Consider the following 13,560-nt stretch of genomic DNA (forward strand, 5'->3'; position numbering starts at 1 on the left):
GTCACGCGGTGACGAGCGTGACGGGCATGGAGGAGTCCGCGGGCAGGTCGAGCATCGAGGGCTGACGGCCACGGGCCACCAGCTCGGACCCCAGGGCCGCGACCATCGCGCCGTTGTCGGTGCACAGCCCCGGCCGGGGAACCCGCAGCCTGATCCCCTTGGCGGCCGCGCGCTCCTCGGCCAGCACCCGGAGCCGGGAGTTCGCGGCCACCCCGCCGCCGAGCAGGATGTCCTCGATCCCGGCGGCCGCGGCCGCGTCCACCGCCTTGCGGGTCAGCACGTCGCACACCGCCTCCTGGAACGACGCCGCCACGTCGGCCACCGGGACCGGCTCCCCGGCGGCCTCGCGCGTCTCGACCCAGCGGGCGACAGCCGTCTTGAGACCGGAGAACGAGAAGTCGAAGCGGTGCCGCTCCAGGTCGCGGCGCGAGGTGAGACCGCGCGGGAAGTCGATCGCCACCGACGAGCCGGACCGCGCCTCCCGGTCGATGTGCGGGCCGCCGGGGAACGGCAGACCGAGCAGCCGGGCGACCTTGTCGAAGGCCTCGCCGGCGGCGTCGTCGATGGTCGCCCCCATGGGTACGACGTCGCGGGTCACGTCCCCGACGCGCAGCAGCGACGAGTGGCCGCCGCTGACCAGCAGGGCCACGCACGGCTCGGGGAGGGCTCCGTGCTCGAGCTGGTCCACCGCCACGTGCGCGGCGAGGTGGTTCACGCCGTAGAGGGGCTTGGAGAGGCCGACGGCGAGGGCCTTGGCAGCCGCGACGCCGACCAGCAGCGCGCCGGCCAGCCCGGGTCCGCTCGTGACGGCGACGGCGTCGACGTCGTACATCTTGATGCCGGCGGTCTCGCACGCGCGCTCGATCGTCGGCACCATCGCCTCGAGGTGCGCCCGCGAGGCCACCTCGGGCACCACGCCGCCGAAGCGCGCGTGCTCGTCGACGGACGAGGCGACCGCGTCGGCGAGCAGCTCCTGGCCGCGGACCACCCCGACCCCGGTCTCGTCGCAGGAGGTCTCGATGCCGATGACCAGCGGTCCGTCACTCATGCCGCCCATTGTGCCGAGGAGTGCACCGCCCCGACGGGGCGGTCACCGGTAGGGGTCGGTGATCTCGCGGAGCCGGACCAGGGTGCGGCGCAGCTCGGCCATCCGGCGCTCGCCGACGTGCGCGGTCCACTCCGCCTCGATCGCGGCGACCTCCGCGGCGGCCACGGGGATGGTCTCGCGACCCTTGTCGGTGATCACTACCAGCCGGGCCCGCCCGTCGGTGGGGTCCGGGACGCGCTCGACCAGCCCGGCCCTCTCGAGCTGGTCGACGATGAAGCCCGCCGTGGGCTTGGTGATCTGGGCCTGCGCGGCGAGGTCCGAGAGCCTCGTGCCGTCGGGCCCGATCCGGGCGAAGACCCGGCCCTGCGCCGTCGTCACCTCGTAGCCGTGCTCCGCGAGCCGGGCCCGGACCCGGTCCTCCATCGCCCGGTAGGGGTAGAACAGCAGCAGCCCGATGTTCTGGTCGTCCTCGCGCTCAGGCAAATGTCAGCCCGAGCAGGACGGCTGGCGGCAGCGCCTCGCCGATCGCGCTGCGCCACAGCCGGGGCTGGACCGCCACCAGCACGATCCCGAGCAGGACGTGCGCCCCCGTCAGGAACAGCACCAGCGCGCGGCCGGCCGCCGGGTCGCCCCAGTGCAGCAGCGCCAGCCCCAGGAAGATGCCCGCGGCGAAGACGAGGTTGTAGAACCCGACGCAGATCGCCCACATGCGCACCGCGTCCTGGTCGTCGGGCTCGATCACGAAGATCGGGTACAGGCGCGGGTTGCGGTAGGCGAAGATCTCCAACAGCCCCACCACGACGAGACACGTCGCGATCAACGCCGCGATCACCTGAACGAGTGCGCTCATGCCGACCATCCCATTAGTTCGAGTCTCGAACCATATTGTTCGAGTCTCTAACCACTGTCAAGGGCCGGCTCAGTCCACCTCGCCCAGCAGCTCGTCGATCCTGGCCTGGCTCAGCTGCGTCTCCGCGGCAGCCGCGGCCGCCATCAGCTCGGCCACCAGCAGGATCTCCTCCTGCAGCTCCGGGTCCTCCAGCTCGATGTCCAGCGGGTCGGTCACGGCACGTTCCTTCCTCCAACGGGACCAACGAGCGCCGACGCGTCCGGCTAGTCCCCCGATCGGGTGGTTCGAGATGGCCCGATCGGGCTATCCGGTGGCGGCGCGCTGCATGACGAGGGCGTCGCTGCCTTCGCGGTAGTAGCGGCGGCGTCGGCCGATCTCGACGAACCCCGCCGCGGCGTAGAACGCGACCGCGTCGGTGTTGTCGGCACTGACCTCGAGCAGCATCCGGCGGCCGTCGCCCGCCGCGGCGAGCAGCTCGCGGGCCAGGCCGCGGCGGCGGTGGCGGGGGTGCACCGCGATCCGTTGCAGGTCGGTCACGTCCCCGACGGTCCGGGTCACGACGTAGCCGTGCAGGGGCTCCCCCGCCACCCACGCGCGCCGGTGCTCGCCGAGCAGCTCCTCGGCGACCTGGGCCGCGGTCCAGGCGTCCGGACCGAACAGCTCGCGGTCCAGGGCGGCCACGGCCGCCACGTCGGCGACGGTGGCCGGCCGCACGGTCACGAGACCTTCTTCGGCTTCCCCGGTGTCGCCGCGTCGGGGCGGCGCAGGTAGAGCGGCTCCGGGTCGAGCAGCTCGGCTCGTTCCTCGCTGACCACGGCGGCCAGCACGCGGGCGTCGGGGTGCTCCGGCCGCACCGGGCGCGGGAAGGCGTCGGGGTACATGAGCCCGCCGCGTCCCACCACGGGCCGGTCGGTGGCGACGTCGGCGGGCCGGGAGACATGCGGACCGTCGAGGCGCCGGCCCGCTTCGTCGTACGACGCCCAGTAGACCTCCTTGCGCCGCGCGTCCGTCGCGACGAGGAACGGCCCGTCCACCGTGGCGGCGTCGACTGCCTCGGCGGCGAGCACGTCGAGCGTGCAGACGCCGTAGACGGGGATCTCGAGCACGGCCGCGAGGGTGCGCGCGGTCACCAGCCCGACCCGGAGGCCGGTGAACGGGCCGGGGCCGACGCCGACCGCGATCGCGGTGAGGTCCTGTCGGGGCACCCACGCCTCGTCGAGCAGTGCGGTGATGGTGGGGGCGAGCAGCTCGCCGTGCCGCCTCGCGTCGACTGTCGTCGACGACGCAACCACGCGCTCGCCGTCGTGCAGGGCGACCGTGACGGCCGGCGTGGCGGTGTCGAAGGCGAGCAGCACGGGACCGAGGCTACGCGAGCGCGCCGGTCAGCACCCGGCCGAGCCCGGCCTCGATCCAGCGTGCCCCGACGGGGGTGAAGAGCACCGTGCGGGGGTCGTGGTCGACGCTGTCGGCGTGCTCGCCCCGGGGTCGGGTGATCCGTACCTCCAGCCGCTCGTCGGCGAGGCCCTCGGCGACGCCCGCACCCCACTCGACGACGGTGACGGCCTCGTCGAGCGAGGTGTCCAGGTCGAGGTCGTCGAGCTCCTCGATCCCACCGAGCCGGTAGGCGTCCACGTGCACCAGGGCCGGGCCGTCACCAAGCGACGGGTGGACGCGGGAGATCACGAACGTCGGGGACGTGACGTCACCCCGCACGTGCAGCCCGGCGCCGATGCCCTGGGTGAACGTGGTCTTGCCGGCGCCGAGGTCGCCGCTGAGGATCACCACGTCGCCGGCGCGGAGCGCGCCGGCCAGCCGGGACCCGAGTTCGCGGGCCTCGTCGGCGGACCGGGACTCGACCTCGACGGGCAGCACCTTGGCCAGTGTGACCAGGGGGCCGTCGCGGTCGGTCTCGACGTACCCCAGGCGCCGCCAGAACCGCACGGTGCGCGGCAGCTCGGCGCGGGCCAGCACCCGGGTGGCGGAGAACCCTCGCGCGGCCGCGATGCGCTCTGCCTGCCGCACGAGTGCCCGGGCGACGCCACGCCCCTGCCGGTCGGGGTGCACCGAGACCCGGCGCAGGGAGAGCACGTCACCGTCGGGCGCGAGCAGGAGGCCGCCCACCGGCCCGAGCTCCGAGGTGGCGAGCAGGCCGCCGTGCTCGGCGAGAGCGGCCCGCACCGACTCGACGGTCTCGTCCGGGGCCGACGACGGCGGGTCGACCACCTCGCGCGCGCCGAAGCCCGCGTGCACCACGCCGAGCACGTCGTCGGACGCCTCCGGCCCGACCAGGTTGACGTCGATCATGAGCGCAGCGGTCATGAGGCGCGACTGGCCGTGGCCCGCCGCTCGGCGTCCGCGACCAGCCCCATCAGGGTCTCGTTGACCTTGCCGGCCCGCTCCATGATCATCATGTGCCCCGCGCCGGTGGCCTCCACCAGCCGGGCGCCCGGGATCCGCTCGGCCATCTTGCGGCTCTGACCGATGCCGGTCAGCAGGTCCTTGGTTCCACACATGATGGTGGTCGGCACCTTCTCGAAGGCCGCGAGCACGGCGAACCGGTCGTGGGACTCGAAGTTCGGGAAGAACTCCGCGAGCACCTCGAACGGCGTCCCGGCCAGCATCTCGTCGACGAACTCGACGTACGACGAGGGCACGTCGTCGCCGAACGCGAGCTTGTCGGTGACCAGGAACCCGATGTTGGAGCCGCGACGCCGAGCGCTGTCCACCAGCTGGGGGGCTCTGGCCAGGCCGGCGATGAGCCGGTTGCCGATGCTCCCCCCGATCAGGTCGGGGATGTGGGCGCTGATGATCCGGTGCGGCCGCAGGCGTCCCGCCGTCGTGGAGAGCAGGGCGACGCCGATGACCCGGTCGCCGAACAGCTCGGGGTGCTGCTCGGCCAGGGCCATGATCGTCATGCCGCCCATCGAGTGCCCCACGAGCACGACCGGCCCGGACGGCACCAGCTCGTCGAGCACCACCTTGAGGTCCCGGCCGAGCTGGTCGATGGTCGCCTCCTCGCGCGGCGAGCGGTCGGACCTGCCGTGCGAGCGCTGGTCGTAGAGGACGATCCGGCGGCGACCGCGGAAGTGCTCACGCTGGAAGTGCCAGCAGTCCAGGTTGAGCGCGTAGCCGTGCACGAAGACCAGGGTCGCCTCGCCCGGGCGGTGCTTCGTCGGTGTCACAGGTCCCCGCGCCGACGAGGCCCCGGTGTCGTAGGGCGCGACCTCGTCGACCTCCGCGTGCAGGGTGACCTCGTCCCCGACCTTGACCCGGATCTCCTCAGACCGCAGGCCGCCGAGCCGGTCGGCGCCGGCCGCCCCCGCCTTGCGGGCCCTCACGGTCCGTCGCTCGACCACCAGGCCGGTCGCGACCGCGGCCGCTGCCGCGCCGACTCCGGCCGCAGCCAGTCGCCGCAGACGCCTCTTCCTCACTCGTCCCCACCCTTCGCGTCGCCGTCCACGTGCACTCGCCGCATTCGTGCCGAAGCCTGCGCCGGCTCCTGGGCACCGAGCCTGGTGACGATCTCGTAGCTGATGGTGCCGCACCACTCCGCCCAGTGCTGTGCGGTGGGTTCCCCATCGGCGCCGGTCCCGAACAGCACCACCTCCTCGCCGGTGACCACGTCGTCGTCGCCGAGGTCGACCACGAGCTGGTCCATGCACACCCGGCCACGGACCGGCCGGCGCCGACCGGCCACCTGCACCTCGGCCGTCGAGGACGCGTGCCTCGGCACGCCGTCGCCGTAGCCCATGGGTACGACGCCGATGCTCGTGTCGCGCGGTGTGATGTAGGTGTGCCCGTAGGAGACACCCGAGCCGGCCGCGATGCGCTTGACCAGGGCGAGCCGGCCGCGCACGGTCATCGCCGGCACCAGCCCGAGCTCCGCGGAGGTGACGACGTCGGGTGCCGGGGTCAGTCCGTACGACGCGATCCCGCAGCGCACCAGGTCGAACCGTGACGACGGGCGCAACAGGGCTCCCGCGGAGTTGGCCAAGTGCCGCACCTCGGGCTCGAGGCCGGCCAGCTCCGCGACGGCGCAGGCCTCCCGGAACGCGTCCTCCTGCAGCTTGTTGGCCGGGTGCTCCGGCTCGTCGGAGCAGGCGAAGTGCGACCAGATGCCGGTGACCCGGACCGCGCCGGACTCCTCTGCGGTGGCCGCTGCTTCCACGAGCCCGCCCCACAGCGGCTCCGCGGAGCCACCGCGGCTCAGCCCGGTGTCCACCTTGAGCTGCACCCGCGCCCGGACCCCGAGCTCTCGCGCGGCCGTGGCGATCTCGTCGAGCTCGGCGACGGTGTAGGCCGTGACGTCCACACCCGCCTCGATGGCCGGGCGGTAGTCCTCGCCGGGCACCGCCAGCCAGGTCAGGATCGGTCCGGTGTCGCCGGCCGCGCGCAGCGCGAGCGCCTCCTCCAGGACCGCGACGCCGAGCCAGTCGGCCCCGCCCTCGCGAGCAGCCCGCGCGGCCTCGACCATCCCGTGCCCGTAGCCGTCGGCCTTGACCACGGTCATCATCAGCGCGTCGCCGACCGCCGCCTTGAGCGTCGCCACGTTGTGCCTCAGCGCGGCGAGGTCGATCACGACCTCGGCGCGACCGTGCGCGTCGTGGTGCTGGGCGGGGCTGGTCATGGCACCTCGATTCTCGCAGGAGCCGCCGTCAGGCCAGCAGGGAGCGACACACCGCGGGAATCGCGGCGGCGACGGCTCCAGCCGTGACCGGCCCGTGGTCCCCGGCCACGGCCGCGCCCGCGCCGTGCAGCCACGCTCCGACGGAGCCGGCGTCGAAGGCGTCGCACCCGGCCGCCATCAGCGCGCCGCACAACCCGGCGAGCACGTCGCCCGCGCCGGCGGTGGCCAGCCACGGTGGTGCGACCGTGGTCACCCGCACCCGGCCGTCCGGCGCCGCGACGAGCGTGTGCCGACCCTTGAGCAGCACGACGGATCCGAACCGGCGCGCCGCGTCTCGGGCGTGAGCGAGCTGGTCTGCCTCGACCGTCTCGCGCTCCACGCCGAGCATCCGGGCCAGCTCGCCCGCGTGCGGGGTCAGCAGGTGCGGTCCCCCGGCGCCGACCCGCGGCACGTGCACCAGGGCGTCGGCGTCGAGCACGAGCGGTACGCCGTCCGTGGCGACCGCGGCCACCGCCTCCGCGGCGTCGTCCCCGCCACCGGACCCGACGACCCAGGCCTGCACGTGCCCGTCGCCGACCACCACCTCGGGGTGTGCGGCCCGGACCTCGTCGGCCGCCGCTCCGACGTACCGCACCATCCCGGCGAGACCGCACAGGGCGCCGGCGGCGCACAGGACCGCGGCGCCGGGGTACTGCCGCGAGCCGGCGCGCACCCCCACCACCCCGCGGGTGTACTTGTGCGCGTCCGGACCCGGCACCGGCAGCAGGCGCGCCACGTCGTCGGCCTGCAGGGCGGTGAGGTCCGCGTCCGGAAGGTCCAGACCGAGGTCGACGAGGTGGACCACGCCCGCGGCGCCGGCAGCGGGCTCGACGAGGTGCGCGATCTTGTGGGTTCCGAACGTGACTGTCAGCAACGCTTCGACGTGCGGGCCGTCGAGCCGGCCGGTGTCGACGTCGACCCCGCTCGGCACGTCCACGGCGACGAACGGGACACCGCGCAGCGCGTCGACCGCCGCTGCGGCGTTTGGGCGGAGGCCACCCGTGCCGCCGATGCCGACGATCCCGTCGACGACGACGGCCGGCCGGTGCCCGACTGCCGCGCGGTCGTCGGCGACGACTCGGCCGCCCGCCTTCTGGAGCGCAGCGAGACCGGATGCATGTGTGCGCTCGGGGCTGAGCAGCCGTGCGGCGACGGCGGCACCACGACGGGCGAGGTCGGCGCCGGCGTACAACGCGTCGCCGCCGTTGTCGCCGGAGCCGACGAGCAGAAGCACGCGCGCACCGTACGTCGACCCGAGCAGATCGGACACCGCGTGTGCGAGTCCCGACGCGGCGCGGCGCATCAGCGCCCCCTCGGGCAGCCGGGCCATCAGCTCGGCCTCGGCGGCCCGCACCTGCTCGACCGTGTGCGCGCTCCGCATGCGGCTCAGGCTAGAGCGTTTCGGAACCTCGCCGGCAAGGTCAGGGCCGGTCGTCCTTGGGCATGATGATCCACAGGGCGATGTAGACGATCTCGCCGGCACCCACCAGACCGAAGATCACGAAGCCGAGCCGGACCAGGCCGCGGGAGATGCCGAATCGGTCTGCCAACCCTGCGCAGACCCCGGCGATCCATCCGCTTCGCGTGGGGCGCACCAGTCGAGAAGTAGCCATGCCCCCATCTCTACCCGGTCCGGGGCGGGGTTGCCAGCGGTCCGGGGACCGGCCCTACGGTGGCCCGATGGACGTACGTGCGCTCGGCATGGTCGTGCGGGGCGGGAACTTCCGCGCCAGGGTCGCCGCGGTGCGCGCCGGCCAGTCGGCGGTGCGGGTGGCGATGACGGGTGCAGCTCTGGAGACCGGGGTTCTCGACGCCCTCCGCGTCCCCGCGACGGTGCACGACCTGGCGTCGCGACTGGGCTATGCGAACCACGACCTGCTGCTGGCCTTCGTGCGGACCCTCGAGGCGGCGGGGCTGGTGCGCCCGGACGGCGGCTCTCACGAGATCACGCGGCGCGGACGCGCGATCGCCGACGACCCGGTCGCGCGTGCGGCGTACACCGCGTTCAGCGACTTCCACACCGGCGTCTACCGCGACATCCTGCAGCAGCTCGACGGCGGCGACGGCCGACAGGACGTGAACCACCGCGCCCAGGTCATCGCGGACCTGTCGCGGTTCATGCAGCCGATGGTCGAGGCGACGCTGCGCGAGGAGGTGTCCTCCCGGCCCACCCGCTCGGTGGTCGACCTCGGCTGCGGCTCCGGGATGCTGCTCGCCACCATGCTGCGGGCGGCGCCCGACGCGCACGGCGTGGGGATCGAGCTCGACCCGGTGGCGGCCACGCACGCCGCGGAGAACCTCTCGCGGCAGGGCCTCGACGGGCGTGCCCGGGTCCTGGTCGGCGAGGCGCGGGAGAGGCTCGCGGGCGAGGGGCCGTTCGACGTGGCCCTGCTCGCGAACATGGTCTACTACCTGCCCGTCGTCGACCGCCCGGGGCTCTTCCGGACGGTGCGTGACGTGCTCTCCCCGGGCGGCGCGCTGGTGGTGGTGACGACCGCTCTCACCGACGACTGGTTCAGCCGGCACTTCGACCTGCTCATCCGCGCCCAGCAGGGGTCGATGGAGCTGCCCGACATGGACGTCCTGCGCGCCCAGGTGGAGGAGGCCGGGTTCACCGTGGACGCCACCCGCCGCCTCACGCCCGGTGAACCGCTGATGGCGCTCGTCGCCACCGCCTCCTGACCCCCCACCGAACGCAGAGGGTGGCCTCAGGACTCGAGGACGACCACCGCGGAGGCGATGCCGGCGTCGTGGGAGAGCGAGACGTGGATCGAACGGACGCCGATGGCCTCCGCGCGGGCCAGGACCGAGCCGCGGATCTCGAACTGCGGGTCGCCGGACGCCTCGTTGACGACCTCGGCGTCCAGCCAGGCCATCCCGGTCGGTGCGCCGAGGGCCTTCGCCAGCGCCTCCTTGGCCGCGAACCGGGCGGCCAGCGACGCCGGCGGCCGCGACCGCTCGGCCTCGGTGAACAGCCGCTCCCGCATCGCGGGGGTGCGTTCGAGCGACTCCTCGAAGCGATCGATGTCGACCACGTCGATGCCCACGCCGGCGATCACGGTGCGGCTACTCGACCGTGACGGACTTGGCGAGGTTGCGCGGCTGGTCGACGTCGTGGCCCTTGACGGTCGCGAGCTCGCAGGCGAACAGCTGCAGCGGCACCGCCGCGACCATCGGCTGCAGGAGCGTGGGCACCTTCGGGAGCCGGATCAGCACGTCGGCGTACGGCGCGACGGTCTCGTCGTCCTCCTCCGCGAGCACGATCGTGCGCGCCCCCCGGGCCCGCACCTCCTGGATGCCGCTGACCATCTTGTCGTGCAGGAAGTCCCGCCCCCGTGGAGGGACGACGCAGAACACCGGGAGGTCCTGCTCCACCAGCGCGATCGGCCCGTGCTTGAGCTCGCCGGCCGCGAACCCCTCGGCGTGGATGTAGGCGAGCTCCTTGAGCTTGAGTGCCCCCTCCAGCGCGATCGGGAAGCCGGCGTGCCGACCTAGGAACAGCACCGACTTCGTCGACGACAGCTCCTTCGCGAGCTCGTTCACCGGCCCGGCGTCGTCGAGCATCCGCTGCACGTGGTCGGGCATCTTGTCGAGCTCCGCGACGATGTCGGCGATCTCGTCGCCGAACTTCGTGCCCCGCACCTGCGCGAGGTAGAGCGCCAGCAGGTAGCAGGCCACCAGCTGGGTCATGAATCCCTTGGTCGAGGCGACGCCGATCTCCGGGCCGGCGTGCGTGTAGATGACCGCGTCGGACTCGCGCGGGATGGTCGAGCCGTTGGTGTTGCAGATCGCAAGCACCTTGGAGCGCTGCTCGCGGGCGTGCCGGATCGCCATCAGCGTGTCAGCCGTTTCGCCGGACTGGCTGACCGCGACCACCAGTGTGTGGCGGGTGAGGATCGGGTCGCGGTAGCGGAACTCGTGGGCGAGCTCCACCTCGCAGGGGATCCGGGTCCAGTGCTCGATAGCGTACTTCGCGACCAGGCCGGCGTAGAACGCCGTGCCGCACGCGACGATGATGATCTTGTCGACCTCGCGGAGCTCGTCCTCGCTGATCCGGATCTCGTCGAGCTGCAGGGCGCCCCCGGCGTCGTGCCGGCCGAGCAACGAGTCGGCGATCGCGCGCGGCTGCTCGTGGATCTCCTTGCGCATGAACCAGTCGTAGCCGTCCTTCTCCGCGGCGGAGAGGTCCCAGTCGACGTGGTAGGGCTTGGCCTCCGCGTCGTTGCCGTCGAAGTCGGTGACCGCGACGCCCTCGCGGGTGATCGTGACCACCTGGTCCTGCCCGAGCTCGAGGGCATCGCGGGTGTGCTCGATGAACGCCGCCACGTCGGAGGCGAGGAAGTTCTCCCCCTCACCCACGCCGACCACGAGCGGCGAGTTGCGGCGCGCGGCGACCACGCGCGACGGGTCGGCCGCGTCGACCGCGACCAGGGTGAACGCGCCTTCGAGCCGGCGGCAGACGCTCTGCATGGCGGTGGTCAGGTCGTCGCCGCCGGCGACCGCCGCCTCGAGCAGGTGGGCGGCCACCTCGGTGTCGGTCTCCGAGCGCAGGTCATGGCCGGCGGCCTCCAGCTCTGCGCGCAGGACCGCGAAGTTCTCGATGATGCCGTTGTGCACCAAGGCAATCCGGGAGTCCTGGCCGAGGTGCGGGTGCGCGTTGGTGTCGTTCGGGGCGCCGTGGGTGGCCCAGCGCGTGTGCCCGATCCCGGTGGTGGACTCGGGCAGCGGCTCGTCGGCGAGCGCCTTGTCGAGGTTCGCGATCTTGCCGGCGCGCTTCTGTGAGGCGATCCGACCATCGACGACGAGGGCCACGCCGGCCGAGTCGTAGCCGCGGTACTCCAGCCTGCGCAGGCCCTCCACGACGACCTTCTCGGCCTGCTTGGGTCCGACGTACCCGACGATTCCACACATGCGCGCAATCCTACGGTGGGGCCGCACCCCGGCCGGCGCCGGTGGACCGGCAGAATGCCGGGCATGTCTCCAGGGCAGGGCGCCGAGCGCGACTCCGGGCCGTATGTCGAGCTCGACCGCAGCGCCTGGGCGTCCCTGGCCGCGGCGACGGAGCAACCGCTCACGCCGACCGAGATCGAGCGGGTGCGCGGCCTCGGAGACGAGCTCGACCTCGACGAGGTCCGACAGGTCTACCTTCCGCTGTCCCGGCTGCTCTCCCTGTACGTCGGTGCGGCCGGTGGGCTGCACCGTGCCCAGGAGGACTTCCTCAGGCAGCCGGTCCCGCCGCGCACGCCGTTCGTGATCGGGCTGGCCGGCTCCGTCGCGGTCGGCAAGTCGACGACGGCGCGGGTGCTGCAGCAGATGCTGGCGCACTGGCCGGAGCACCCGGCGGTCGCGCTGGTCACCACCGACGGCTTCCTCTACCCCAACGCCGAGCTCGAGCGGCGGGGCATCCTCGGCCGCAAGGGCTTCCCCGAGTCCTACGACCGCAAGGCGCTGCTCCGCTTCGTGATGGACATCAAGTCGGGCAAGGACGAGGTGGAGGCACCGACGTACTCCCACCTCGTCTACGACGTGATCCCCGACGAGAAGGTGGTCGTGAAGAGCCCCGACGTCGTCATCATCGAGGGCCTCAACGTGCTCCAGCCCGCGCGGGTCCGCGAGGACGGCAGCACCGGGCTGGCGATCAGCGACTTCTTCGACTTCTCCGTGTACGTCGACGCGGCGACCGCCGACATCCGCCGCTGGTACGTCGACCGGTTCCTGCGGCTGCGGGAGACGGCGTTCCGCAACCCCGCCTCGTACTTCACGAAGTACGGCCACCTCACGCAGGGCGAGGCGGTGACCGAGGCCAACCGCATCTGGGACACGATCAACGGCCCCAACCTCAAGCAGAACGTGCAGCCCACCCGCAGCCGCGCCACCCTGGTGCTGCGCAAGGCCGCCGACCACTCGGTCCGCTTCGTCCGCCTCCGCAAGGTGTGACCGACCGACGCGCGAAAATGCCGCGCCGCGGCCGCGGAATGCGTGTTGGATGTCGCCATGCAGACGCGACCGCTGGACCCCCACGACGAAGACCAGATGCGCCGGTTCTACGAGATCCTGTGGCGCGCCGAGAAGGAGGACGGCAGGCCCTGGAACCCGATGTGGACGTTCCGGGACGTGCAGGGACTGTTCGGCGAGGAGACCAGCGAGCGCAGGAACCTGGCCCTCGCCGCCTACGACGGTGAGCAGATGGTCGGCGTCGGCTTCCTGATGATGTCGAAGCTCGACAACGTCGACACCGCCTGGGTGTTCGTGGCGGTCGAGCCGGCGCTGCGCGGCCGCGGAATCGGCGCGGTGGTCATGGACGGCGTCGTCGAGACCGCCCGCGCCGAGCACCGCACCCAGCTGCTCGGCGGCAGCGGCATCCCGTTCGAGCAGCGGGAGACCTCACCGGTCCTCGCATGGGCCGAGCGACAGGACTTCAAGCTCGCCAACACGGAGATCCAGCGCAACCTCGAGCTCCCCGTGGCCGGCGCCCTCCTCGACGAGATCCAGGCGGAGGTCGACCAGAAGGTCGGCGACTACGAGATCAGGTCGTACGTCGGTCGGCTGCCGGACGACCTGCTGCCCTCGTTCGCCGAGCTGGCCAACCTGTTCCTGCTCGAGGCGCCGATGGGCGACGTCGACGTCGAGGCCGGCGCCTCGACTCCGGAGACGGTGCGCGAGATGTACGACCTCAACGAGAAGATGGGCCGCACGATGTACTCCACGGTCGCCGTGCTCGACGGCCGGGTCGTCGCGCACTCCGACATCGGCGTGGCCGAGGGCGACGACGAGGCGCATCAGTGGGGCACGCTCGTGCACCCCGACCACCGCGGGCACCGGCTCGGAGCCGCGACCAAGGTGGCCAACCTGCGCCGGCTCCAGGAGCGCCAGCCGGAGGTCAAGCGGGTCGTCACCACCAACGCCGAGACCAACGCGTGGATGGTCGCGATCAACGACCGGCTCGGCTTCGTGCCGGTCGCGGTGGTGCCCACGCTGAAGCGCCTGCTATAGGAG

The 13,560-nt window shown here is 72.8% G+C and carries 16 protein-coding genes; 3 read left to right on the forward strand and 13 right to left on the reverse strand.

Features of this window, described 5'->3' with window-relative positions:
* Position 1 precedes the first annotated feature (1 nt).
* The 11 genes from tsaD to VFH10_RS05350 form a co-directional block, all read right to left on the reverse strand.
* On the reverse strand, positions 2-1,048 hold the full coding sequence (gene tsaD / locus VFH10_RS05300) for a tRNA (adenosine(37)-N6)-threonylcarbamoyltransferase complex transferase subunit TsaD (protein WP_325126668.1): 1,047 nt from the start codon (positions 1,046-1,048) through the stop codon (positions 2-4).
* A gap of 42 nt (positions 1,049-1,090) precedes the next feature.
* Entirely contained in the window at positions 1,091-1,531 is a 441-nt protein-coding gene (locus VFH10_RS05305) for a MarR family winged helix-turn-helix transcriptional regulator (protein ID WP_325126670.1), read from the reverse strand.
* Positions 1,524-1,898, reverse strand: a complete 375-nt coding sequence (locus VFH10_RS05310) for a DUF1304 family protein (RefSeq protein ID WP_325126673.1) — start codon at positions 1,896-1,898, stop codon at positions 1,524-1,526. The genes VFH10_RS05305 and VFH10_RS05310 overlap by 8 nt, the downstream gene beginning before the upstream one ends.
* Positions 1,899-1,967: 69 nt before the next feature.
* Complete coding sequence (locus VFH10_RS05315) at positions 1,968-2,114, reverse strand: hypothetical protein (protein ID WP_325126674.1); 147 nt, start codon at positions 2,112-2,114, stop codon at positions 1,968-1,970.
* An 87-nt stretch (positions 2,115-2,201) separates the two neighbouring features.
* Positions 2,202-2,618 (reverse strand): GNAT family N-acetyltransferase, encoded by a 417-nt coding sequence (locus VFH10_RS05320; RefSeq protein ID WP_325126676.1) that lies wholly within the window; start codon positions 2,616-2,618, stop codon positions 2,202-2,204.
* Positions 2,615-3,253 carry a tRNA (adenosine(37)-N6)-threonylcarbamoyltransferase complex dimerization subunit type 1 TsaB gene (tsaB, locus tag VFH10_RS05325; RefSeq protein WP_325126678.1) on the reverse strand — a complete coding sequence of 213 codons (639 nt, stop codon included), beginning with the start codon at positions 3,251-3,253 and terminating at the stop codon, positions 2,615-2,617. Before tsaB ends, VFH10_RS05320 begins: the two co-directional genes overlap by 4 nt.
* A 10-nt stretch (positions 3,254-3,263) precedes the next feature.
* On the reverse strand, positions 3,264-4,217 hold the full coding sequence (gene tsaE / locus VFH10_RS05330) for a tRNA (adenosine(37)-N6)-threonylcarbamoyltransferase complex ATPase subunit type 1 TsaE (protein WP_325126680.1): 954 nt from the start codon (positions 4,215-4,217) through the stop codon (positions 3,264-3,266).
* On the reverse strand, positions 4,214-5,329 hold the full coding sequence (locus VFH10_RS05335; protein WP_325126682.1) for an alpha/beta hydrolase: 1,116 nt from the start codon (positions 5,327-5,329) through the stop codon (positions 4,214-4,216). The genes tsaE and VFH10_RS05335 overlap by 4 nt, the downstream gene beginning before the upstream one ends.
* The gene (gene alr, locus VFH10_RS05340; protein ID WP_325126684.1) at positions 5,326-6,525 is read right to left on the reverse strand and encodes an alanine racemase; all 1,200 of its coding nucleotides are present in this window, start codon (positions 6,523-6,525) and stop codon (positions 5,326-5,328) included. Before alr ends, VFH10_RS05335 begins: the two co-directional genes overlap by 4 nt.
* A gap of 28 nt (positions 6,526-6,553) precedes the next feature.
* Positions 6,554-7,945, reverse strand: coding sequence for an NAD(P)H-hydrate dehydratase (locus tag VFH10_RS05345; protein ID WP_325126686.1), 1,392 nt, complete (start codon positions 7,943-7,945; stop codon positions 6,554-6,556).
* A gap of 40 nt (positions 7,946-7,985) precedes the next feature.
* Positions 7,986-8,177: a PspC domain-containing protein gene (locus VFH10_RS05350; protein WP_325126688.1), complete on the reverse strand. Its 192-nt coding sequence runs from the start codon at positions 8,175-8,177 to the stop codon at positions 7,986-7,988.
* 67 nt (positions 8,178-8,244) lie between these two features.
* Between VFH10_RS05350 and VFH10_RS05355 the strand changes: the two genes are divergently transcribed.
* A complete protein-coding gene (locus VFH10_RS05355; protein WP_325126690.1) occupies positions 8,245-9,246 on the forward strand; it encodes a class I SAM-dependent methyltransferase in 1,002 nt (333 codons plus the stop codon).
* A gap of 26 nt (positions 9,247-9,272) precedes the next feature.
* Here the strand turns inward: VFH10_RS05355 and VFH10_RS05360 are convergent, their stop codons facing one another.
* Both VFH10_RS05360 and glmS read right to left on the reverse strand, forming a co-directional pair.
* Positions 9,273-9,623: a holo-ACP synthase gene (locus VFH10_RS05360; protein ID WP_325126691.1), complete on the reverse strand. Its 351-nt coding sequence runs from the start codon at positions 9,621-9,623 to the stop codon at positions 9,273-9,275.
* 7 nt (positions 9,624-9,630) lie between these two features.
* A complete protein-coding gene (gene glmS / locus VFH10_RS05365; RefSeq protein ID WP_325126694.1) occupies positions 9,631-11,475 on the reverse strand; it encodes a glutamine--fructose-6-phosphate transaminase (isomerizing) in 1,845 nt (614 codons plus the stop codon).
* 63 nt (positions 11,476-11,538) lie between these two features.
* Between glmS and coaA the strand changes: the two genes are divergently transcribed.
* Both coaA and VFH10_RS05375 read left to right on the forward strand, forming a co-directional pair.
* Positions 11,539-12,501: a type I pantothenate kinase gene (gene coaA, locus VFH10_RS05370; RefSeq protein WP_325126696.1), complete on the forward strand. Its 963-nt coding sequence runs from the start codon at positions 11,539-11,541 to the stop codon at positions 12,499-12,501.
* Between the two features lie 57 nt (positions 12,502-12,558).
* Positions 12,559-13,557: a GNAT family N-acetyltransferase gene (locus VFH10_RS05375; protein WP_325126699.1), complete on the forward strand. Its 999-nt coding sequence runs from the start codon at positions 12,559-12,561 to the stop codon at positions 13,555-13,557.
* Positions 13,558-13,560: the final 3 nt, after the last annotated feature.

It is taken from the genome of Nocardioides sp., from assembly GCF_035697785.1.
Taxonomy (GTDB): domain Bacteria; phylum Actinomycetota; class Actinomycetes; order Propionibacteriales; family Nocardioidaceae; genus Nocardioides_B.